Here is a 22,019-nt window from a genome sequence, read left to right on the forward strand (position 1 = left end):
GCAATGGGAAATCACGAATGGGCGATATTCTGTCATCAGATGCCCTTGCGCCTGCGGGTCTTGCCCCCCATCATCGCGATATGGAAACCACTGAAAGCAACCTGTGTGGCAAGCTCTTGATCGCCATGCCCGACATGGGCGATCCGCGTTTTGCCCATAGCGTTATCTATATGTGCGCCCATTCCGATGACGGGGCGATGGGGCTGATCGTCAACAAGCCGCAGACCGAGATCAGGTTTGCCGCACTGCTGGAGCAGTTGGATATCGACCGGGCGCCGCAGGCCCGCGACATCCGGGTGCATTTTGGCGGTCCGGTCGAAATGGCACGTGGGTTTGTGCTGCACACGCTGGATTACCGGTCCGAAACCGGGACACTGGATGTTGATGATGACATCGGCATGACTGCCACGCTTGATGTGCTCGAAGACCTCGCACGTGGAAAGGGGCCGGAAACTTCAATGCTGGCGCTGGGCTATGCAGGTTGGGGACCGGGGCAGCTGGAAGACGAAATCGCGCAAAATGGTTGGTTGTCGTGTGACGCCCGGCAAGACATCGTGTTTGGCCGCGCGAACGAACATAAGTGGACAGCGGCGCTGAAGGTGCTGGGCATTGATCCGGTGCTTTTGTCACCCACCGCTGGTCACGCGTAATCTACGGGTTTCACCCGAAACCTCCACGATGTAGCTTTGGACAAAATCCGCGGGGGCGTACATGACCGATTTTCTGCTTTTGGCATTCATTTTCCTGTGTGCGGGCGTGGTGGCCGTGCCGATTGCAACCCGCCTGGGGCTTGGATCGGTCCTTGGGTATCTGATCGCGGGCATCGTGATCAGTCCGGTTCTGGCGCTTCTGAACGTGGATGTCCTGTCGATCCAGCACTTCGCAGAGTTCGGCGTAGTGATGATGCTGTTCCTTGTTGGTCTGGAACTTGAACCCAAGGTGCTTTGGGACATGCGCGCGCGTCTTTTGGGTCTTGGCGGCGGGCAGGTGCTGATCACCATGTTTGCGGTTGCCGGGATCGCCATGATGTTCGGCCAACCCTGGAGCTTTGCGCTCGCGATCGGCATGGTCTTTGCCCTGTCATCGACCGCGATTGTCCTGCAAACGTTGAACGAAAAGGGCCTGATGAAGTCCGACGGTGGGCAATCGGCCTTTTCGGTTCTGCTGACCCAGGACATTGCCGTGATCCCGATGCTGGCGCTTTTGCCGCTGCTTGCAATGCCCGATTTGATGGATATTGGCGCGGATGCAGCGCATGCCGCAGATGTTGGACACGCGGTTGAGGCGGCGGAGGATAGCCACGGTGCGGAAGATCATGGCGATGATCACGGTGACGCAGCACACGGCGACGATCATGGCGACGGTCACGGATCAGGCATGAGCCTTGTCGCCGGTCTCAATGGCTGGCAGACCACATTGGTGACCATTGCTGCAGTGGCTTTTGTTGTCTTCGCGGGCAACTCGCTCACACGTCCGATCTTTCGCTTTATTGCAGGTGCGGGCCTACGAGAGCTTTTTACCGCAGCGGCGCTGATGATGGTTGTGGGAATCGCGCTTTTGATGTCGCTGGTGGGGGTCTCGGCGGCACTAGGGACGTTCATTGCGGGTGTGGTGCTGGCCAACAGCGAATACCGGCATGAGTTGGAAAGTGATATTGATCCGTTCCGGGGGCTGCTGTTGGGTGTCTTCTTCATGAGCGTAGGTGCGGGCATCGATTTTGCACTGCTCTTTGCCAACCTTGGCACGATCTTGGGTCTGACGCTGGGTCTGATGGCTTTGAAAGCCGTTGTCTTGTTGGGTTTGGCCTTTGTGTTCAAAATCGAAGGGGCGGACAAATGGCTGTTTGCGCTTGGGCTGGCGCAGGCCGGTGAATTTGGCTTTGTACTGCTGTCGTCGATGACGGCAGGGGATATCCTGCCTGACGCCATTGCAGATCAATTGTTGCTGGTCGTGGCACTGTCGATGCTGCTGACGCCCGCGCTGTTCATCCTTTATGACCGCGTGATTGCACCTCGCTTTTCCGAGGCGCAGGAACGCGAGGCCGATGAAATTGATGAGCAAGGTCAGGTGATCATCGCCGGTCACGGACGGGTCGGCGGCATTGTCGCGCGGATGACCCGTGCGGCGGGGTTCAAGACCACGGTTGTGGATTATTCGGCGGCACAGCTGGACATGCTACGCGCCTTTGGCATTCGTGCTTATTTCGGTGACGCGACCCGCCCGGACCTGCTAGAGGCAGCAGGCATCAAAGAGGCGAAGCTGTTCGTCATTGCGATTGATGACCGGGATCGCACGACGGAGTTGGTGCATTACGTGCACACCAATTATCCCGACGTGCACATCATCGCGCGGGCACGCGACCGCCACCACGTTTATGAACTTTGGTCGGCCGGCTGTCGCGACATCATTCGCGAGACTTTTGACAGCTCAATCAGGATGGGGCGTTCGGCCTATGAAGCACTGGGGATTTCGCATGAGGACGCGGAAAAGATGGCCGAAGGTATTCGTGCAGATGATGCCACAGGCATGATCCTGATGGCGGAGACCTTCGATGCCGATATCCCCGCAACCGAGAATGAGCCCTATATGGCCGCCGCGCGCATTCTGATCGACGAGCAAGAGGCGATGTACAAGGAAGGCCCCGAATCCTTTGGCAAGTTGCGCGAACGGATGCTCAAACACGGTCAGGACGCGGATGCACGCGTGGCAGAGGTGCGCGCGCAACGCGAGGCTGAAGCGGCTGCAAAAGCCGCAAAGGCGACTAAGGCCTAGTTTTATGTTCGCTTTGATTTCAACAAGGCGATCAGCGTCAAGAGCGCGATGATCACCGTGTCGATGCCGGGTGCGGTGAATTGCGCCTGTGGCGCGCCTACGGGCAAGTCAGAGGAGGCACTGACTTGCACCTCGCGCAAGGCGTTGGTGACCTGCGGCGGGGCCAGCGACAATTCTGAAAAATCCTTTTCGGTCTTTGCCTTGGCCTGCCAATTGTCCATCGCCTGTGCGATGGCCTCCATGATCTTTTGCTCATCCGGGCCGCCCGCATAAAGATCACGGTTCAATGCCGACAGGCTGGCCGCAGCGCGAAGCAGTTCGCGCATCAGGGCCGCAACATTGTTTTCTTGACTGTTCAGGCGCTGTTTGGCCGCAAAGGCCCCGGCACCGAACCGATTGTGCTGATGCACCATGTGATTGAAATGGCTCTGCGATTTCAGGTTCCGCTGGATCGTCTTGACGGTCTGTTCCCAGCCATCGATCTTGCGTTGCAGCGCCACAAAGGCCGCGTCACCGGGTTTCGGCCGGTCGCCGGGCAAGGCAAGGCGCGTCGCCTCGATCTGGCTGGCAAGTGTGGTGATGCTGAAAAGTTTGTTCTGAAAGCTCATTTTGGTCCAGGTCCCTGTCGATTTGGACCCAGATTACCCGACAGTCTTGTCAGTGCAATGACATCACTGTGTCAGCGAAGCGGTCATCGTATTCAGGATCGCTTTGGCGCTGTCGCTGGCCCAATCCGCGTCACCTTGCAATCGGGCAACCTCGTTGCCGTCGGGGTCAAGGATCAGCGTAACCGGCAAGCCCAGAACACCCAAGGAACGGGCAAGGTTCTGGCGCTCGTCAGTATGTTTGGGCAGATTTTCAACGCCGATTTCGTCAAAGAAGGCATCAATGCCGGGGCGCGGGTTGCGACCCGTGGCGACGGTCACCACTTCCAGCGTCTCGCCACCCAATTCCGTTTGCAGCGCTTCGAGGTGCGGCATTTCCTTGCGACAGGGCGCGCACCATGTGGCCCAGAAGTTCAGCACAACATATTTGCCCTGATAGGCGGCCAGCGTCATCTCGGACCCGTCTTCGGCCAGAAACGTCACCTCGGACCCCGGCATGGGTTCGCTGTGAAACGCCAATTTGCGCATGTCGCCTTCGCGCAGCGCCTCAAGTGCTGCGGTGTCGGCAAGGGCAGTGTTTGCCACCAGACACAGGGCTGTATAAAGCAGGGCTGACTTTAGATTGCGCAAGGGACGTCCTTTCATGACCAAGGCTGCGAATACGATGTGGGGTGGGCGGTTTGCTGCCGGACCGGACGCGATTATGGAGGCGATTAATGCCTCAATCGGGTTCGACCAGCGACTTGCCGCACAGGACATCGCAGGATCGCGTGCCCATGCTGCCATGTTGGCGGCGACGGGCATCATCTCAGCTACAGATGAACAGGCGATTGGGGAAGGGCTGCTCACCATTTTGTCAGAGATTGAAAAAGGTGACTTTGCGTTCAGCGCGGCCCTTGAAGACATCCACATGAATGTAGAGGCACGGTTGCGCGAACTCATTGGTGAGCCCGCCGGTCGGCTGCATACCGCCCGGTCGCGCAACGATCAGGTGGCTGTCGATTTCCGGCTGTGGGTGCGGGATCAATGCGATGCAGCGGACGCCGCACTGGCAGCTTTGCAAAAGGCGCTGCTGGGCCAGGCCGAGGCAGGGGCGGACTGGGTCATGCCGGGATTTACCCATTTGCAGGTGGCCCAGCCGGTGACTTGGGGCCATCATATGCTGGCCTATGTGGAAATGCTGGCGCGTGACCGGTCGCGGTTTGCGGATGCGCGCAAGCGGATGAACCTGTCGCCGCTGGGTGCGGCAGCGCTGGCAGGCACCTCTTTCCCGATTGATCGTGAGATGACTGCCAAGGCGCTGGGCTTTGACGGGCCGATGCCCAATTCGCTGGATGCCACCAGTGACAGGGATTTCGCGCTGGAATTCCTGAGCAGTGCCACGATTTGTGCGATGCACCTGAGCCGTCTGGCCGAAGAGTTGGTGATCTGGTCCTCGGCGCAGTTCCGCTTTGTGAAGATGTCCGACAAGTGGTCGACCGGGTCGAGCATCATGCCGCAAAAGCGCAACCCTGACGCGGCAGAGCTGATCCGCGCCAAGATCGGGCGGATTTTCGGGGCCAACGTGGCACTGATGACAGTGATGAAGGGGTTGCCGCTGACCTATTCCAAGGACATGCAGGAAGATAAGGAACAGGTCTTTGACGCCGCCGACAACCTGATGCTGGCGCTGGCGGCGATGGCAGGCATGGTGGCGGACATGACCGCCAATCGCGAAAGCCTGCGCGCGGCGGCTGCAACCGGTTTTTCCACCGCGACCGATCTGGCCGACTGGCTTGTACGTGAACTTGGGCTACCTTTCCGGGACGCGCACCATGTAACGGGTTCGCTGGTCGCACTTGCTGAAAGCAAGGGGGAGGATCTGCCCGATTTGACCCTTTCGGATATGCAGGGCGTCCATCAGGGTATCACGCAGGACGTCTTTGACGTGTTGGGGGTCGAGAACTCTGTCGCGTCGCGGACAAGTTTTGGTGGCACAGCGCCTGTGCGTGTGCGCGAACAGGTCGCCGCATGGAAGGAACGATTGGCATGAAGAAGATCTTGGTCGTGTTTGTGTTTGGTTTTGTTGCGGGTTGTGGTGCCGAAGGTGATCCGCTGCGCCCGACCGCCGGTTTGGGGATCGGAATCGGGCCAGGTGGGGTCAAAATCCGGCCCAATGTCGGCGTGACCGATGGAACTAGCAAGGTTGGTGTTGGCGCTGGCGGTGTCACAGCTGGCACGCGTGCGGGGCCTGTCAGTGTAGGCGGTAGCCTGTGATGTCGCCTTTGCGGTGGGTCTGGCTGGCGCTTGCCATCTGGGGTGCGATCCACCCGATGTATTATTTCGTCCAGTGGTTTCTGGAAAACGGCTGGTCGATCATGGCGATGTTCGATGCCTGGCATCTGAACGCGGCCACAAGCGGACTGGTGTGGGATCTGACCATCGCAGCCGTCACGCTGACGATCTGGATCATCGCAGAGGTTGCGGTGCGACGGAATTGGCTTGCGCTGATCGCGATCCCTGCGACGTTTTGCATTGGGGTCAGCTGCGGTCTGCCGCTTTATCTTTTTTTGCGCGCCAAGCCGGTTGCGTGACGGTCGGGCGCCGCTGTTGCCAGCAAAGCTGTCAATGCGCCCCGCCCACCGTCCCGGATGATGCCTCTTGCAGGGATATTTTTAGCCAGAAGTAGGGTTGGGCTTTGCGCGTGATCTGATATGTCGGCACGGGTGTTTCCAAGAGGTCTGGCATGGATCATTTTCTTTATCGTGACGGGGCCTTGTGGGCCGAGGACGTGCCGATCACGGATATCGCCGCAAGCGTCGGCACGCCGTTCTACGTCTATTCGGCGGCCACGTTGCTGCGGCACTTCAAATTGTTTGATGACGCGCTGGACGGTCTGCCCCATCTGGTCTGCTTTGCGATGAAGTCTTGTTCGAACCTTGCCGTGCTCAAGCTCTTGGGCGACGCGGGTGCGGGCATGGATGTGGTGTCGGGTGGTGAGTACCTGCGCGCCAAGGCGGCGGGCGTGTCTGGCGACAGGATCGTGTTCTCTGGCGTTGGCAAGACCGCGGCAGAGATGAAAATTGCACTTGAAGGGGGCATCCGGCAATTCAACGTCGAAAGTGAACCCGAGATGGAAGTGCTGTCTGCTGTGGCAACCAAGCTGCGCAAAACCGCGCCGATCACCATTCGCGTGAACCCCGATGTTGACGCCAAGACACATGCCAAGATCGCCACCGGCAAATCAGAGAACAAGTTTGGCATCCCGATTGCCCGCGCCCGCGAAGTCTATGCGACGGCCGCAAAACTGCCGGGGCTGAAAGTCATTGGTATTGACGTGCACATCGGGTCGCAATTGACCGATTTGGCCCCGTTTGAAGCGGCCTACCAGAAAGTTGCAGAGCTGACGGAAGAGTTGCGTGCCGATGGACATGAGATCAGTCGCCTTGATCTGGGTGGCGGGCTGGGCATCCCCTACACCCGCTCGAATGAGGCGCCGCCTTTGCCGACCGACTATGGCGCGCTGATCAAGCGGACCGTGGGCCATCTGGGCTGTGAGGTTGAGATTGAGCCCGGTCGCCTGATTTCGGGCAATGCGGGGCTGATGGTGTCGGATGTCATCTATGTCAAAGACGGGGCTGACCGGCAATTCTTGATCATTGATGCGGCGATGAACGATCTGATCCGTCCGGCGATGTACGAAGCGCACCATGACATCGTTCCGGTCATCGAACCTACACCGGGTGCCGAACAGGTGCCTTACGATATTGTCGGACCGATCTGCGAAAGCGGCGACACATTTGCCAAGGGCCGGATGATGCCGCAGCTGGTGACCGGCGATCTGGTCGCGTTCCGATCTGCGGGGGCTTATGGTGCTGTGATGTCCAGCGAGTACAATTCGCGCCCGATGATCCCCGAGGTTTTGGTGCAAGGCGATCAATTTGCGGTTATCCGCCCACGTCCGACCTTTGACGAAATGCTTTCGCGCGATACCATACCTGAGTGGCTGTAGCCGCTTGACATGATGGGAGAGGTCCACTGACCCCACCGCCACCGTATCGCCACCTGAAATGGCCTGTGGCCCTGACCCGCATCGGGATGGGGGCAGAGGCATTGGTGCGCGCATTCTGGCCGCTTTGGACCGTGGCGTTTATCATCACGGCTCCGCTGTTTTTTGGTTGGCAGGATCAGGTCGGGGTCGAGGTGTTCTGGGCCTTTGCCGTCGGGTCGTTGCTGGCACTTGTGGCCGCGCTGATTTGGGGGCTACGCCGCTTTCGCTGGCCGCGCCGCGATGCCGCGGTGGCGCGTGTGGATGCGCAGATGCCCGGCCGCCCGATTGCCGCGGTCGCGGATCAACAGGCTATCGGATCAGGCGATCCCGCGTCAGAAGCCGTTTGGCGCGCGCATCTGGAACAGATGCGGGAACGTACCTTGCAAGCGCAAGCCGTGTCGCCCGACTTGCGCGTTTCGAAGGCTGATCCTTACGGGTTGCGCTTTGTGGCGCTGCTGTTTTTTGTCTGCGCCGTTCTGTTCGGTTCGCTTTTGCGGGTCACATCCGTGGCCGACATCGCCACCGGCAGCGAGCAAACACTTGCAACCGGTCCGGTTTGGGAAGGTTGGGTGACCCCGCCGGCCTACACCGGCAAACCGACGCTTTACCTGAATGACATCCCACCGGGGCCATTGCGCGTGCCAGATGGGTCAGAAATCACGCTGCGCCTTTACGGCGAAGTGGGCGCCTTAACGGTGGCTGAAACAGTGTCTGGCCGGGTCAGCGAAATCGGTGCCGCGTCTGACGCACAGCAGACATTTGTGGCGACCACCTCTGGCGTTCTGACGATTGATGGCGAAAACGGCGCGTCGTGGGACGTCACCTTGGTCGAAGATATCTTGCCATTGGTCGAGCTGACCGGCGGCGTGGAATCAGACGCGATGGGCGAGATGAGCCAGCCGTTTCTGGCTATGGACGACTATGGCGTCGAAAGCGGCACAGCTGAAATCGCGCTTGATCTGGTCAATGTCGATCGCAGGCACGGGCTGACGATTGACCCCGACCCCATTGAGCCACTGTTGCTTGATTTGCCGATGCCGTTCACCGGCGACCGGACCGAGTTCGAGGAATTCCTGATCGAAAACTTGTCCGAACATCCGTTGGCGAACCTGCCGGTGACATTGACGCTGGATGTAACGGACGCAGCAGGACAGGTCGGTCAAGCAGAACCGGAACAAATGGTGCTGCCTGGACGGCGTTTCTTTCAGCCGGTTGCCAAGGCCGTCATTGAGCAACGCCGCGATCTGATGTGGTCCAAGGCCAATGCGCCGCGTGTGGCGCAGATCCTGCGTGCGGTGTCGCATCGTCCCAATGATCTGTTCACCAATGAGACGACATATTTGCGCACCCGCGCGATTATTCGCCAGCTTGAGACATTTGATCAGTTTGGCCTGACCGACACCGGACAGGACGAGATCGTGCAGGCCCTGTGGGACCTCGCAATCCAGCTCGAAGACGGCACCCTCGCGGATGCCCGCGAACGTCTGCGCCGCGCGCAGGAACGTCTGGAAGAGGCGATGCGTAACGGGGCCAGCGACGAGGAAATTGCCGAACTGATGCAGGAACTGCGCGACGCTACCAACGACTACATGCAGATGCTGGCCGATCAGATGGACCCCAACGAAGACGGGACCGATCAGGCTGACAGCGGTGGCGAGACAATGGAATTCACGCAAGACGAGCTTCAGGCGCTGATGGACCGCATTCAAGAGCTGATGGAAGAAGGCCGGATGGCCGAAGCTCAGGAATTGATGGAGCAACTCAACCAACTGTTGGAAAACATGCGCATCACGCAAGGCGAAGGTGGGCAAGGCGGCCCGCGCACGCCCGGTCAGCAATCCATGCAGGACTTGGCTGACACACTGCGCGATCAAGAAGACCTGTCAGACGACGCCTTTCGCGATTTGCAGGAGCAAGGTCGCGAACAAGGACAGCAGGGCCAGCAAGGTCAACAGGGCCAGCAAGGTCAACAGGGCCAGCAAGGTCAACAGGGCCAGCAAGGACAGCAGCAAGGCCAACAAGGTCAAGGTCAGCAAGGCCAACAACAGGGCGGCCAGCAAGGTCAGGGCAACGGCACAGGACAAGACGGTCAGCAGGGTCAGCAGGCCGACAATGGTCAAGGTGGCGAAGGCAGCGGCAATGCGCCCGATGGCCGGTCACTGGCTGAACGCCAGCAAGCGCTGCGCGATGAACTTGCCCGTCAAAGGGGCAATTTGCCGACCCTTGATGGCGAAGCCGGAGAGATCGCGCGCGATTCGCTCGACCGGGCCGAAGGTGCGATGGAAGGCGCCGAAGACGCCTTGCGCGAAGGCGATTTGGCAGAAGCGATTGACCGTCAGGCCGAAGCGATGAATGCCTTGCGCAACGGAATGCGGTCATTGGGTGAGGCGCTGGCGCAGAACCAAAACGCTGAACCGGGCCAAGGCAATGCTGAAGGCGATGTGGCCGGTCGCCCGACACCCGGCCAGCGTGACCCGCTGGGTCGCCAAATGGGAAATACCGGGCAATTTGGTACCGATGAGAACTTGCTTCAGGGCGAAGATGTTTATCGCCGCGCCGAAGAACTTTTGGGCGAAATTCGCCGCCGGTCCGCCGAACAAGACCGGCCAGAGGTTGAAAAGGACTATCTGAGGCGACTACTAGAGCGTTTCTAGGCCTCTGGCTCTGTTCCTTCGAGCATGGTCAGTAACGTCTGCATCTGCACGTCAAACCAAATTCGAAGTCTGTCGACCATTGCGACATAGGCATTTAGCGCGCTCTCAAGTGCCGGAACCGCGGCGCTGATCTGATCGGCAAAAACGTAGATCGCCACCAAAATCCCGATCAGGATCAGCACGCTGAAAAATCCGAACCTGAAGCCGCGGCGTTCCTGCGCTTCTTCCTCTTCAGGCAGAGGCGGGGGCGCGTCACGTTCTGAATCTGACCGTAGCGTGGCATTGATGTCGTCGATATCCGGCAGCAATTCCCGGCGCGACCCGGCTACAGTCGCAGCCACAGCGGCAGAGACATCGGTTTCCGGCTCTTCGCCTTTCAGGCGCGCGATCCTTTCAGCGGATTCCGCTTTTTTTGCCTCTGTCATGGTCGGCATCTCGTCGATACCCAGATCGCCCTGACTTTCCAGACCGCTTTGCGCCTCTGCGGCACGGCTCGCCTCTTCGCGGGCGGCTTCTTCCTGCAGGATCGCGGCGATGGAATCGTCCAGCGGCTGGCGCTTGACGGGGGCGTGCTGCGGGGCGGGGGACAGATCGTCCTCTTCCGTGTCGTCGTTGGGTTCGGGGTCCTGCTCTGGCTCCGGCTCTGGTTCTGCGGCGACCGTGGGCGCTGGATCAGGTTCGGGTGCAGGGGGGGCTGCGTTGGTTGCGTCGGCGTCTTCCGCTGCGATCAACTCTTCTTCGGCCGCAACTGATGCGCCGGGGCTCTCAAACCATGTGTGGCCACAATTGGAACACTGCACATCCCGACCCTGGGCCGGAATGACATCATCCGAAACCTCGTACTGTGCACCACAATTGGGGCAAATCAGTCGCATCTCACCTGTCCTCGCGGCCTGCCAACCGCCTCTTTCGCTCGGCATTGTTTTCCATTTGTTAACAATGTCCGCCCCGAACGCAAAGGATTTGCACACTCCGGGCCTGCGTTATGATTGTAACCTGTTGCAGATTTGGGCAAAACGGGCGGGCAATGGCGGGGAAATCAGTGTGATCGAGCTTGACGGAGTGGCCTATAGCTATGGCGGGGCAGAGCTTTTTGCGCAGCTGAACCTGTCGTTGGCGGCTGGATCGTTTCATTTTCTGACCGGCCCGTCAGGTGCCGGTAAAACTACCTTGCTGAAACTGTGTTACGGCGAATTGCTGGCAACCGCGGGCCAGGTACGTCTGTTTGGGGACGACGCCGCAGCCTTGCAACGCGATGGGGTTGCGATGATCCGACGACGGATCGGGGTGGTGCATCAGGATTGCCAATTTCTGGACCACCTGCCCGTCTCGGAAAACATCGCCCTCCCGCTCAAGGTTGCGGGGCGCGAAGACGAAGCTGACGGCAACCTTGATGATCTGATGACATGGGTGGGGCTGCGTGCGCAGGCCAATCAGACGCCGCCGCAATTGTCAGGTGGCGAACGCCAGCGCGCTGCATTGGCCCGTGCGGTCATCATGTCACCTGATGTGATTATTGCCGATGAACCCACGGGCAATGTCGACTGGGAAATGTCGCAGCGCCTGCTGACGCTGCTGATCGAACTCAACAAGATGGGCAAGACCGTTTTGATTGCGACCCATGATCTGAACCTGATCCGCACGGCCAAAAATCAGGTCAGTGCGCGCGTTCTGCGACTGCGGGACGGAAAACTGCAGCTGGCGGGAGCAGAGCTATGAAGCTGCATCCGCGCCGCGTTTTGGACATTGTCATGGGTGACCCAAAAGCAGATCGGGCCGTGCCGCCGTCTGGCTTTACCGCGCGACTGACCTTGTTCACAGCAGCCGCCATGGCCTTTCTGGCTGTTTTTGCGCTGGCGCTGTCAATGGCGACGGGGCGGCTGGCAGATCGCTGGTCAGAAGAACTTGCGCGGACCTCGACCCTACGAATTTCGGCCCCAGCGGACCAGGCTGCAGCGCAGGTTCGGGCAGCCATCGCCCTTTTGGAGACGACGCCGGGTGTTGCCGCCGCGCGCGCCCTGACAGCGGAAGAACAGCGCAATCTGTTGGAGCCTTGGTTCGGACCTGATCTGCCGATAGAGGCGCTACCGATCCCACAACTTGTTGAGATTATTGAAGAAGGACGTGGATACGATGCAACGGGCCTGCGGGCGCGGTTGCAAGCAGAGGTGCCCGGCGCCGTATTGGACGATCATACCCGCTGGCGCGAACCGCTGGTCGCCGCCGCAGGTCGCCTCCGGTCGTTGGGCTGGTTTGCCATCTTGCTGATCGGTGCCGCAACGGCTGCGATGATCACACTGGCCGCGCAATCCGCACTTGCTGCAAACGCGCAGGTGATCAGGGTCATGCGGCTGGTCGGTGCCGAGGATTCTTACATCGCGCGGGCATTTGTGAGGCGCTTCACCAGCCGGGCATTTTTGGGTGCATTGGCAGGCACGATCGTCGGCATGGTCGCTGTTGCCATTCTACCGGACGCCGATGACGTGGGCGGGTTCCTGACCGACGTCGGTTTTCGCGGCTTTGGCTGGTTCTGGCCGCTTTGCCTGCCGCCACTTGCAGCAATTGTCGCCTTTTTTGCAACCCGCGCCGCAGCGCTGCGCACATTGAAAGAGCAATCATGATGTATGCGATCCAATGGCTGCGTTCCCTTGCCTTTAACGCGATGATGTATGTGATGATGCTGGTTTATGGGGTACTTTACCTGCCGTGGGCCATCATCTCGGCTGATGGGGCGGTGGCCGCTTGTCAGCAATATTGCCGCACGGTGCGTTGGCTTGCGTCCTGGATGATTGGGCTGAAAACCGAGGTGCGCGGCGTCCCGCCTGAGGGCGAAGTGATGATCGCTGCCAAGCACCAGTCCTTTCTGGACGTGATTGTGATTTACGGGTCCGTGCCACGCGGCAAATTCATTATGAAGAGCATACTGAAATATGCACCCATTCTGGGTTGGTTCGGGCTGCGCATCGGTTGTGTGCCGGTGGACCGTGGCAAGCGCGGGGCGGCGATCAAACGCATGCTATCAGACGTCAGCGCAGGCAAGGTGCAGGGCGGCCAGTTGATTATCTATCCGCAAGGCACCCGTGTCGGGCCCGGTGTCAAAGCCCCTTACAAGGTCGGCACAGCGGCCCTTTATGGGCAATTGGATCAGCCCTGCGTGCCGGTTGCGACAAACATCGGTGTGTTCTGGCCCAAGCGGGGGGTCTATCGCAAGCCGGGCAATGCGGTTGTCGAATTCCTGACACCAATTGAACCGGGACTAGAGAGTGCGGACTTCATGACCCGGCTGGAGAACGACATCGAAGGCCATTCAAACCGTCTGAACGCCGAAGCAGGGTTTCAGGTATGACCGGGACAATCACCGATATCGAAGCACTTGAGGCGCTTTACGGCACACCGGGCAAGGCCTCGATCATTAAGGTGACAGACCATCTGACGCCTGCCTATCGCGCATGGATCATGCGCAGCCGGTTCTGCGTCTTGTCGACCATTGGGCCCGGCGGCACGGACGGCAGCCCGCGTGGCGACGATGGGCCAGTTGTGACGGAAATGGACCCCAAAACGCTGCTGATGCCCGATTGGCGTGGCAATAACCGTATGGATACATTGCGTAACATCGTCGAAGACGGGCGGATCAGTGCGATGTTCATGGTGCCGGGATCGCGCAATGTGATGCGCATCAATGGCCGGGCAGAGGTGTCTGTTGCACCCGATCTGATCGCGCGTTTCAGCGACAAAGGCCGCGCGCCGCGTTCCGTGATCGTGATCCATATCGCAGAGGTTTACAGCCAGTGCGCGCGGGCGGTGATGCGTTCGGGGTTGTGGACAGATGGCGATCAAAGCGAAGGCCTGCCAACCGTTGGCGACATGCTGGCCGAAATTGAGGCCGGATTTGATGGTGCCGCCTATGACACGGAATGGCCGGACCGCGCGGCCAAAACCATGTGGTGACTAAGCCGCGAGGCCGGTGGACCCCAGCGCCATATATTTTTTGCGACGGTCAGCGCGGACCTCTTCGGCACTTTTTGATGACAGTTCCGACAGCATCGCCTCGATCGCGGCCCCGACGTTCTTGATCGCGGTGTCACGATCGCGGTGCGCGCCGCCCATGGGTTCTGGAATAATCCGGTCGCAAACCCCCAATTCGTTCAGATCCTTGGCAGTCAGGCGCAGCGCCTCTGCCGCCTCGCGCATTTTTTCGGCGTCTTTCCAAAGGATTGAGGCGCAGCCTTCGGGGCTGATGACCGAATAGATCGAATGGTCCAACATCGCCACGCGATTGGCCGTGGCAAAGGCCACAGCGCCACCAGAGCCACCTTCGCCGATCACCACAGAAATCAGCGGCACGCCCAGTTCCAGGCATTTTTCGGTTGAGCGGGCGATGGCCTCTGACTGACCGCGTTCTTCTGCACCTTTGCCGGGGTAGGCGCCGGGTGTGTCGACCAGAGTGATCACCGGTAGGCCAAAACGATCGGCGAGGCCCATCAGGCGAATTGCTTTGCGGTAACCTTCGGGCCGGGCCATGCCGAAATTGCGTTCGATCCGGGACTTGGTGTCGTTACCCTTTTCATGGCCAATCACCATTACCGGTTGCCCGTTCAAGCGGGCGAAACCACCCATGACGGCATGGTCATCGGCAAAGTTACGATCCCCGGCAAGCGGCGTATATTCGGTAAACAAAGCGTTAATATAGTCTTGGCAATGCGGGCGGTTCGGATGCCGCGCGACCTGACATTTCCGCCAGGGTGTTAACCCCTCATAAAGAGATTTCAGCAGGTCCTCGGCCTTGCGATCAAGGGCTGCGGCCTCTTTTTCGACGTCCATCTCATCATTCTCGCGGGCCAACGCGCGCAATTCTTCTGCCTTGCCTTCAATTTCGGCCAAAGGTTTTTCGAAATCGAGATATTGCGTCATCAAACGGCCCCTGCTGCGATCTTTGCCCGATATAATGGGCCGCAGGGACAATTTGCAATGTCGGAGGGAGTTTAGCCGACAATCATTTCATATTGCTTAACGATCACTTCAGCTTGCTTGATCGAGGCGATATCGACGAGGCGACCTTTGTAGACCGTCGCGCCTTCGCCGTTTTTCTTGGCCTCTTCCATTGCAGCAAGGATTTCGCGCGCCTCTGTCACGGCCGCGTCTGACGGGGTAAAGACCTGATTTGCCAGTGCAATTTGCTTGGGATGGATCGCCCATTTGCCGACCATGCCCAATGTTGCACTGCGGCGAGATTGCGCGAGGTAGCCTTCATCATCGGAAAAGTCTCCGAACGGGCCATCAACCGGCAGCACGCCGTGGGTGCGGCAAGCGGCAACAATCGCAGTTTGCGCCCAATGCCAAGGGTCGCTGTAGTGGCGCGTATCCCCTTGCAACATATAGTAATTTTCCTGCGTCCCACCGATGCCGGTGGTCTGCATGCCCATGCTGGCGGCAAAGTCAGCGGCACCAAGGGACATCGCTTGCAAGCGGGGGGAGGCGGCGGCGATCTCTTCCACATGGGAGATGCCTGCAGCGCTTTCGATGATCACCTCAAATGCCACAGGTTTGCGGCGACCCTTGGCGGCTTCAATCGCGGTAACAAGCGCATCAACGGCATAGATGTCAGCAGCACACCCGACCTTTGGGATCATGATCTGGTCGAGCCGATCACTGGCCTGTTCCAGAAGGTCCACCACATCGCGGTACCAGAACGGCGTATCGAGCCCGTTGATCCGCACGCTTAAGTGTTTGGTATTCCAGTCAATATCATGGGTTGCCTGAATGACGTTCGCGCGGGCGGTATCCTTGTCAGAGGGTGCGACGGAATCTTCGAGGTCGAGGTTGATCACATCCGCACTGGAGCCCGCCATCTTTTCAAACAGCGCGGTGCGCGAGCCGGGGCCAAACAATTGGCAGCGGTTCGGGCGGGCAGGGGCTGCGGGTTGCAGGCGAAATGACATGATGCGGCCTTGTTTGATTATTTCGTATCTGTTGCCCATGGGGTTAGAATATTGCGCAATGCTGCGCAAGCATCATTTTGCGCGCGCAGCATTCCGGGGGATGCACATTGTATGCGCATCCTATGCACAACCCATGCATATGAATGTCTTAAGATCGGTTAGGGATAGTTAAGGCAGGGCGCCGGGGTGAACCCCGGCCTACCCAAACTTTCAGCGCTGGCGCCCTAGATCCCGGCGTCGATAATTGCGCGGGCGAGGATCGGCACGGTCTGCGCATTCAGCCCGGCGATGTTCATTCGACTGTCTCCGACCATGTAGATCCCGTGGTCTGCGCGCAGCTTTTCAACCAGCTCTGGCGTGGTGCCAAGCTGGCTGAACATGCCGCGGTGATCGGCCAGAAAGTCGAACCGGTCGGAATTGGACAGGCGGCGCAATTCGTCTGCCAACTGCTTGCGTAGGTCCAGCATCCCATTGCGGGTCTCTTCCAGTTCAGCCTCCCAATCGGCGCGCAGGTCGGGATCGTTCAGGATGGTGGTGACAACGCGCGCGCCGTGATCGGGGGGAAAGGAGTAGTTCTGCCGGTTCAGGAAGGCGAGGTTTTGTTGCGTCAGCGCCTGTTCGTCTGTGTTCTTGGCCACGGCCATCAGAATGCCGGTACGTTCGCGGTAGATTCCGAAGTTCTTGGAACAGGAGGCGGCGATCAGCACGTTGTCAAAGGCACCGGCCACGCGCCGCGTGGCGGCGGCATCATCGTCCAGCCCATCGCCAAAGCCCTGATAGGCAATGTCGACAAAGGGAATAGCGGACTTTTCGCGGATCAGTTTGATCACGCCGTCCCATTGCGCCAGCGTCAGGTTGGCACCGGTTGGGTTGTGGCAGCAGCCGTGCAGCAGCACCACATCGCCGGGCAACATGGCGCCCAGATCGGTCAGCATGCCGATATAGTCAACGCCGCGCGAGGCGGTGTCGAAATAGCGATAGGTCTGGGATTTCATGCCCAGATATTTGATGATCGACGGATGGTTCGGCCACGTGGGGTCGGATAGCCAGACCGTGGCGCCGGGGGCTGCCAATTTGATCAGCTCCAACGCTTGGCGGATCGCGCCGGTTCCGCCTGGGGTTGCCACGGCCGCCACGCGGGCGTGGTCGACGGCGTCCCCCAGCACGAGGTTTTTCATTGCGGTGCCAAATGCGGGGTCACCGGCGAGCCCGGTATAGGCCTTGGACGTCTGATCAGCGAGAATCCGACGCTCTGCCTCTTTCACGGCGCGCATGACGGGGGTGTTGCCGGTCGCGTCCTTGTAGACACCGACGCCAAGGTCGACCTTGGTGTCGCGCGGGTCTTCGCGGTAGGCGGCCATAAGGGCCAGGATTTTGTCAGCGGGTTGGGCCTTGAGGTTAGACAGCATGGTTTTGTTCCTGATCGGCTGCGGCAAGAGGCGTCAGCGCAGCGCGCGTCCGACGCACAAAGCGCCAGTGCCATAACCAGAGCGTCAGTGCAACAAAACCTGCAAGACTTTGGGCATCTTGGGCCGTCAGCTTAGCCGTTTGTGATGGGCAGATCATCGTACATGCCCCATTCGGCCCAAGAGCCGTCGTAAAGGCTGTGATCTGTCTTGCCGATCCGTTCCAGTGCCAGGCTGAGGATGGCAGCAGTAATGCCGGACCCGCAGGTTGTGATCACCGGCTTGGTCAGATCAGCCTTGGCGAAGGCGGCCTGTAGGGCAGGCGCGTCTTTCATGGTGCCGTCTGCGTTCAGCAGATCCTTGTAGAAGACGTTGGCAGAGCCGGGGATATGACCCGCGCGCAGCCCTTCGCGCGGCTCTGGCGCGGCCCCGGCATAGCGTTCGGGTGAGCGGGCGTCGATGATCGTGTGATCGCCCAGCTTGGCGGCCCTGGCCACTTGCGTGACATCGCGCACCAATTGGTTTTGGCGGCTGACGGTCATGTGACGGTCGCGGATCACGGGTGGCAGGTCTTCGACCCTGTGGCCGTCTGCGATCCATTTGGGCATGCCACCGTCCAGCACTGCGATGTCGGTTTTGCCCATCAGGCGGAACAGCCACCAGACGCGCGCGGCAGAGAACAGGCCAGCTGTGTCATAGACCACGATCTGATGTCCGTCGCCCACGCCCATGGCGCGCATCCGCGACATGAATTTTTCAACCGGCGGGGCCATATGCGGCATCTCGGACCGGTGGTCGCTGATCTCGGAGATGTCAAAGAACCGCGCACCGGGGATGTGGCTGGCGGCGTATTCGGCCTGTGGGTCGCGGCCATCCGAGGCCATGTACCAGCTGGCATCCAGAATGCGCAGATCCGGATCCTTGAGGTGTTCGGCCAGCCAAGAGGTGCTGACCAGTGTTTTGGGATCGTCCGTCATCTTTGCACCCGCCATTGCCCTGTCGCGCTTGCCAAAGGGGGTAGCGCAGGGGGCGGAGTGAGGCAAGGTCACCAACGCAAAAGGGCGCCCCGGATCGGAGCGCCCTTTGCGTCAATGGAACCGGATCAACCGGCCATCTTGTTCTTGATGAAGCCAGCGACCAGCGTCAGGATGATGCCGCCAGCACCACCGCCGCCGATCTGGCTGATCAATCCGCTCATGTCGCCGCCCATCAGGCCGGATAGGATAGCGCCACCGCCAGCACCGCCGACAAGACCGGCGATCGTGTTGCCAAGGCCGCCCAGCGACATGTTCTTGACCCCTGCACCAGCCGCATTGCCGCCAACGGCACCTGAAATGGCCTGAATAATAAGTTGTTCCATCGTCCCTATTCCTTGTTCACGGGGCCATGGCATTGTTGACCCAAGGCGCGGCCCCAGCGCCAAAGGTTAAGGCAGGTTAACCATTTGGCGACAGCGGCATAGGGGAGAAATCGTCCAGCGTTCCCGCTAGGTGTCGTGGCGCAAGAGGCGTTGCTTTTGGCGGGCCCAGTCGCGTTTCGCGTCTGTCTGCCTTTTGTCGTGGTTTTTCTTGCCCTTAGCAATGCCGATCTTCAGTTTTACCAGCCCGCGATCATTGAAATACATCACAAGGGGAACCAACGTCATGCCTTCGCGGCGGGTGGCGTTCCAGAGCTTTGACAGCTCTTTTCGGCTGACCAAAAGCTTGCGCTTTCGCCGTGGTTCGTGGCTGAACATTGCCTGCTCATAGGGCGCGATATAGCCGTTTGTCAGCCAAAGTTCACCGTCATCCACCGAGGCATAGCTGTCAGCGATGTTGGATTGACCGGTGCGCAGGGATTTGACCTCTGGCCCTTCAAGGATGATGCCGACTTCGAGATCATCCTCGATTGCATAATCATAGCGCGCGCGCCGGTTTTCGGCGACGACCTTGTAATTCTTGTTTGTGTCTTTCTTGGCCATGATCGCCCTGAGATAGGCGATGGACGTCTGCGCTACAAGCCATAGGATGCGGGCGAGAACAAAGGGGGTGCGGGTTGCTTGTTCAAATCGTCTTGGGTGCCGGACTGTTGTTGGTGTCGATCATGATTGCCGGTGTCAGTTTCTGGGCGATGGATCGCGTGCTGTTGCGGGTGCGGCCCTGGCTGATGCGCGCGCCGCATGCGCCAAAGCTGCTGGCGGTGCTTGTGACGACCGCGGTGTGGATATTGGCGCAACTGACGGTGGGCGTCTGGTTATGGGCGCTGACCTTTGTGGCGCTGGACATCTTTGCGACGCTGGAAGAGGCGGTCTATTTCGCGCTGGTGGTCTTTACCACCTTGGGATTTGGCGACATCCTTTTGCCGGTTGAATGGCGGCTGCTGGGCGGCATGGCCTCGCTCAACGGGCTGTTGAACATCGGTTTGGTGACTGCTGTGCTGGTCGAAACCATGCGCCAGATCAGGCTGAACCAGATGGAGCAGGGATCATGACCATCCCCGTCTTGAAAAACGCACAGGCGCGGCGTCTGTTCCTGCACAGGCACGGGCTGTGCCATGCTGGTGGCGGCGCGGGCCGGGGTGATGATCTGGCGGCTGTGTTGGATGATCTTGGGTTTGTGCAGCTTGATAGTGTGAACACCTTTGCCCGCGCGCATGACCTGATCCTTTGGGCGCGACGCGGATCCTACAGGCCGCGCGCTTTGGAATTGGCGCTGGCGCGGGACCGGGCGGTGTTCGAACACTGGACCCATGACGCCGCCGCCATTCCGATGGCGTTCTACCCCCACTGGAAACTGCGATTTGACCGCGACGCGGCGCGACTTCGCGACCGGTGGGGCAAGGACAGGCGCGCTGGATTTCTTGAAAAGGCCGAAGAGGTCTTGGCGCAAATTCAGACCCAGGGTGGATGTTCGTCCAGCGACGTTGGCACGGACGAGGTCAAAGGGTCAGGTGGCTGGTGGGATTGGCATCCCAGCAAGACGGCCTTGGAGTATCTATGGCGGTCGGGGGCTTTGACGGTTTGCCACCGCACCGGATTTCGCAAGGTCTATGATCTGCCAGAGCGGGTGATCCCGGCGGAACACTTGAACGCACGCCCGCACCCGGATGAGACGATTGACTGGCTGTGCGCAGGTGCGCTGGACCGGTTGGGCTTTGCCACAAGCGGTGAGTTGGCGGCGTTCTGGGATACCGCAACGCCCGCCGAGGCCAAGGAGTGGTGCCGGGCCGCACTTGCCGATGGGCGGGTGATCGAGGTGGATGTGGAAGGCGTTGACGGCAGGCTGCGCCGGTCTTTTGCCCCGCCGGGCGTGATGGACGCACCTGCGCCCGCACCGCCTGGCAAGGTGCGGATCGTGTCGCCCTTTGACCCCGCGCTGCGCGACCGCAAGCGGGCCGAGCGGCTGTTTGGCTTTCACTACCGGATCGAAATTTTCGTACCGGAAGCCAAGCGGCAGTATGGCTATTACGTATTCCCGGTGATGGAAGGCGACCGCCTGATTGGACGGATCGACATGAAGCGCGAAGGCGCGGTGCTGGCCGTCCGCGCGTTCTGGCCAGAACGTGGCGTGCGGATCGGGTCGGGTCGGTTGGCGCGGCTGCAATCCGAACTGGCCCGCGCGGCGCGCTTTGGTGGCTGCGGATCGGTCGAGTTGGCCGAAGAATGGTTGCGCTGTTAGTCCAGCACCCCGGTCAAGGCCGTGCAATTGGGATAGCCGTAGCCCCAACGCCAAGGCAGGCCGGAACAGGGCATCCCGCCCACGCGGACCGCCAGAAACATCGCATCTGCAATGCTGCCATATGCGGTCATGACCTGTTGGGGAGTAAGCCCAGACTGCTGCGCTAGCGTCTCTGCCGTGTCCTCACCATTTTGAATGACACAGGCCCGAAGCGCCACGTCGGCAGTCAGACGCGCGTCATAGCTGCGCCTGATATCAGTTGCGGCGCTGGCGTTGTGATAGGCCCGATCATGGGTGATGCAGCAATCTTCCCATGGAGGGCGGCTTTGATCTGCGGGCACCAGATCAGGAAAGCTATGCGCGATGACCCGCCATGCGTCCGATAGCCCGCCGCTGCAGCCATCGGTCTGGAAGGCGGAAAGCGTGGTATCCGGGCGGGCGATCAGTTTCATCAAAGCGGCCTGACCGGGGCCTTCCACGCTGCGTGAGATGGTCTGGGTCAGCCAATCCTCTGCCTGCGCGGGGGCGGCGAGCAACAAAAGGAACATAAGTGCTTTGGCGGTCGGCATGCGGGCGATCCGTGGCAGTGAGATGCCTTATCGAATACGCAGCAGTCTGGCGGGTCAATCCGTGATCGTCACGCGTGCGCGCTGTGCTAACAACTGTCGGTGGCCTGCAGGCGGGCCAATTCGGTGCGGTCGATGGTTTCAGCGCCACGGATGTTCAAGCCCGGTTCTGACATGATCTGCCCAGCGCGGCTGGCAAAGCAGCCACAATCCACCCGATCAAGATTTGTGCGGCAATAACCATAGGCCTGCGCAGTGTTCTGGGCGAGTTCGGGGACGCCTGCGGGTTGTTCCCCGCGCGGGATGACCGGCGAGAATGTAGAGCCCACATAGAGGACCAACGCCATTCCGGCGCAAAGTGCGATGGTCAACTTGTACTCTCCGAACATGG

At 59.9% G+C, this 22,019-nt stretch carries 24 protein-coding genes; 13 read left to right on the forward strand and 11 right to left on the reverse strand.

Annotated elements, in window-relative coordinates; translation table 11 throughout:
- The first annotated feature begins 80 nt into the window (after positions 1 to 80).
- Positions 81 to 650 carry a YqgE/AlgH family protein gene (locus AB3Y40_RS00165; protein ID WP_369436783.1) on the forward strand — a complete coding sequence of 190 codons (570 nt, stop codon included), beginning with the start codon at positions 81 to 83 and terminating at the stop codon, positions 648 to 650.
- 61 nt (positions 651 to 711) lie between these two features.
- The gene (locus AB3Y40_RS00170) at positions 712 to 2,772 is read left to right on the forward strand and encodes a cation:proton antiporter domain-containing protein (RefSeq protein ID WP_369436784.1); all 2,061 of its coding nucleotides are present in this window, start codon (positions 712 to 714) and stop codon (positions 2,770 to 2,772) included.
- Between the two features lie 2 nt (positions 2,773 to 2,774).
- Here the strand turns inward: AB3Y40_RS00170 and AB3Y40_RS00175 are convergent, their stop codons facing one another.
- Positions 2,775 to 3,380, reverse strand: coding sequence for a baseplate J/gp47 family protein (locus AB3Y40_RS00175; protein ID WP_369436785.1), 606 nt, complete (start codon positions 3,378 to 3,380; stop codon positions 2,775 to 2,777).
- A 63-nt stretch (positions 3,381 to 3,443) separates the two neighbouring features.
- Positions 3,444 to 4,022: a TlpA disulfide reductase family protein gene (locus tag AB3Y40_RS00180; protein ID WP_459553956.1), complete on the reverse strand. Its 579-nt coding sequence runs from the start codon at positions 4,020 to 4,022 to the stop codon at positions 3,444 to 3,446.
- On the opposite strand from AB3Y40_RS00180, the gene argH reads away from it, so the two are divergent.
- From argH to AB3Y40_RS00205, 5 genes are all read left to right on the forward strand, one after another.
- Positions 4,021 to 5,409, forward strand: coding sequence for an argininosuccinate lyase (gene argH, locus AB3Y40_RS00185; RefSeq protein ID WP_369436786.1), 1,389 nt, complete (start codon positions 4,021 to 4,023; stop codon positions 5,407 to 5,409). The two genes, AB3Y40_RS00180 and argH, sit on opposite strands and share 2 nt — an antisense overlap.
- Positions 5,406 to 5,633, forward strand: a complete 228-nt coding sequence (locus tag AB3Y40_RS00190) for an argininosuccinate lyase (RefSeq protein ID WP_369436787.1) — start codon at positions 5,406 to 5,408, stop codon at positions 5,631 to 5,633. Before argH ends, AB3Y40_RS00190 begins: the two co-directional genes overlap by 4 nt.
- A complete protein-coding gene (locus tag AB3Y40_RS00195; RefSeq protein WP_369436788.1) occupies positions 5,633 to 5,950 on the forward strand; it encodes a DUF2834 domain-containing protein in 318 nt (105 codons plus the stop codon). The genes AB3Y40_RS00190 and AB3Y40_RS00195 overlap by 1 nt, the downstream gene beginning before the upstream one ends.
- 152 nt (positions 5,951 to 6,102) lie before the next feature.
- Positions 6,103 to 7,368, forward strand: coding sequence for a diaminopimelate decarboxylase (gene lysA / locus AB3Y40_RS00200; RefSeq protein WP_369436789.1), 1,266 nt, complete (start codon positions 6,103 to 6,105; stop codon positions 7,366 to 7,368).
- Between the two features lie 65 nt (positions 7,369 to 7,433).
- Positions 7,434 to 10,061 carry a DUF4175 domain-containing protein gene (locus AB3Y40_RS00205; protein WP_369436790.1) on the forward strand — a complete coding sequence of 876 codons (2,628 nt, stop codon included), beginning with the start codon at positions 7,434 to 7,436 and terminating at the stop codon, positions 10,059 to 10,061.
- Here AB3Y40_RS00205 and AB3Y40_RS00210 read toward each other — a convergent pair.
- Positions 10,058 to 10,936: a zinc-ribbon domain-containing protein gene (locus tag AB3Y40_RS00210; RefSeq protein WP_369436791.1), complete on the reverse strand. Its 879-nt coding sequence runs from the start codon at positions 10,934 to 10,936 to the stop codon at positions 10,058 to 10,060. The genes AB3Y40_RS00205 and AB3Y40_RS00210 overlap by 4 nt on opposite strands.
- A gap of 169 nt (positions 10,937 to 11,105) precedes the next feature.
- On the opposite strand from AB3Y40_RS00210, the gene AB3Y40_RS00215 reads away from it, so the two are divergent.
- The 4 genes from AB3Y40_RS00215 to AB3Y40_RS00230 are packed head-to-tail and all read left to right on the forward strand — an operon-like array spanning position 11,106 to position 14,009.
- A complete protein-coding gene (locus AB3Y40_RS00215) occupies positions 11,106 to 11,780 on the forward strand; it encodes a cell division ATP-binding protein FtsE (protein ID WP_369439571.1) in 675 nt (224 codons plus the stop codon).
- Positions 11,777 to 12,682 (forward strand): cell division protein FtsX, encoded by a 906-nt coding sequence (locus AB3Y40_RS00220; protein ID WP_369436792.1) that lies wholly within the window; start codon positions 11,777 to 11,779, stop codon positions 12,680 to 12,682. The genes AB3Y40_RS00215 and AB3Y40_RS00220 overlap by 4 nt, the downstream gene beginning before the upstream one ends.
- Complete coding sequence (locus tag AB3Y40_RS00225) at positions 12,679 to 13,407, forward strand: lysophospholipid acyltransferase family protein (RefSeq protein ID WP_369436793.1); 729 nt, start codon at positions 12,679 to 12,681, stop codon at positions 13,405 to 13,407. Before AB3Y40_RS00220 ends, AB3Y40_RS00225 begins: the two co-directional genes overlap by 4 nt.
- A complete protein-coding gene (locus tag AB3Y40_RS00230; RefSeq protein WP_369436794.1) occupies positions 13,404 to 14,009 on the forward strand; it encodes a pyridoxamine 5'-phosphate oxidase family protein in 606 nt (201 codons plus the stop codon). Before AB3Y40_RS00225 ends, AB3Y40_RS00230 begins: the two co-directional genes overlap by 4 nt.
- Here AB3Y40_RS00230 and AB3Y40_RS00235 read toward each other — a convergent pair whose 3' ends face one another.
- The 6 genes from AB3Y40_RS00235 to smpB form a co-directional block, all read right to left on the reverse strand.
- Positions 14,010 to 14,972, reverse strand: coding sequence for an acetyl-CoA carboxylase carboxyltransferase subunit alpha (locus AB3Y40_RS00235; RefSeq protein WP_369436795.1), 963 nt, complete (start codon positions 14,970 to 14,972; stop codon positions 14,010 to 14,012).
- A 71-nt stretch (positions 14,973 to 15,043) separates the two neighbouring features.
- Complete coding sequence (locus tag AB3Y40_RS00240) at positions 15,044 to 16,000, reverse strand: L-malyl-CoA/beta-methylmalyl-CoA lyase (RefSeq protein ID WP_369436796.1); 957 nt, start codon at positions 15,998 to 16,000, stop codon at positions 15,044 to 15,046.
- 224 nt (positions 16,001 to 16,224) lie between these two features.
- Positions 16,225 to 17,409: an amino acid aminotransferase gene (locus tag AB3Y40_RS00245; RefSeq protein WP_369436797.1), complete on the reverse strand. Its 1,185-nt coding sequence runs from the start codon at positions 17,407 to 17,409 to the stop codon at positions 16,225 to 16,227.
- A gap of 131 nt (positions 17,410 to 17,540) precedes the next feature.
- Positions 17,541 to 18,383: a 3-mercaptopyruvate sulfurtransferase gene (sseA, locus tag AB3Y40_RS00250; RefSeq protein WP_369436798.1), complete on the reverse strand. Its 843-nt coding sequence runs from the start codon at positions 18,381 to 18,383 to the stop codon at positions 17,541 to 17,543.
- A gap of 125 nt (positions 18,384 to 18,508) precedes the next feature.
- Positions 18,509 to 18,766, reverse strand: coding sequence for a hypothetical protein (locus AB3Y40_RS00255; protein ID WP_369436799.1), 258 nt, complete (start codon positions 18,764 to 18,766; stop codon positions 18,509 to 18,511).
- Positions 18,767 to 18,892: 126 nt separating this feature from the next.
- Positions 18,893 to 19,366, reverse strand: coding sequence for an SsrA-binding protein SmpB (smpB, locus tag AB3Y40_RS00260; RefSeq protein WP_369436800.1), 474 nt, complete (start codon positions 19,364 to 19,366; stop codon positions 18,893 to 18,895).
- A 74-nt stretch (positions 19,367 to 19,440) separates the two neighbouring features.
- Here smpB and AB3Y40_RS00265 point away from each other — a divergent pair, with 74 nt between their 5' ends.
- Positions 19,441 to 19,875: an ion channel gene (locus tag AB3Y40_RS00265; protein WP_369436801.1), complete on the forward strand. Its 435-nt coding sequence runs from the start codon at positions 19,441 to 19,443 to the stop codon at positions 19,873 to 19,875.
- Positions 19,872 to 21,062 (forward strand): winged helix-turn-helix domain-containing protein, encoded by a 1,191-nt coding sequence (locus AB3Y40_RS00270; protein ID WP_369436802.1) that lies wholly within the window; start codon positions 19,872 to 19,874, stop codon positions 21,060 to 21,062. Before AB3Y40_RS00265 ends, AB3Y40_RS00270 begins: the two co-directional genes overlap by 4 nt.
- Here AB3Y40_RS00270 and AB3Y40_RS00275 read toward each other — a convergent pair.
- A complete protein-coding gene (locus tag AB3Y40_RS00275; RefSeq protein ID WP_369436803.1) occupies positions 21,059 to 21,631 on the reverse strand; it encodes a hypothetical protein in 573 nt (190 codons plus the stop codon). The genes AB3Y40_RS00270 and AB3Y40_RS00275 overlap by 4 nt on opposite strands.
- 86 nt (positions 21,632 to 21,717) lie before the next feature.
- Positions 21,718 to 22,017, reverse strand: a complete 300-nt coding sequence (locus AB3Y40_RS00280; protein ID WP_369436804.1) for a hypothetical protein — start codon at positions 22,015 to 22,017, stop codon at positions 21,718 to 21,720.
- Positions 22,018 to 22,019: the final 2 nt, after the last annotated feature.

Origin of the sequence: Yoonia sp. R2331, assembly GCF_041103235.1 — a bacterium.
In the GTDB taxonomy this organism is placed as follows: domain Bacteria; phylum Pseudomonadota; class Alphaproteobacteria; order Rhodobacterales; family Rhodobacteraceae; genus CANMYO01.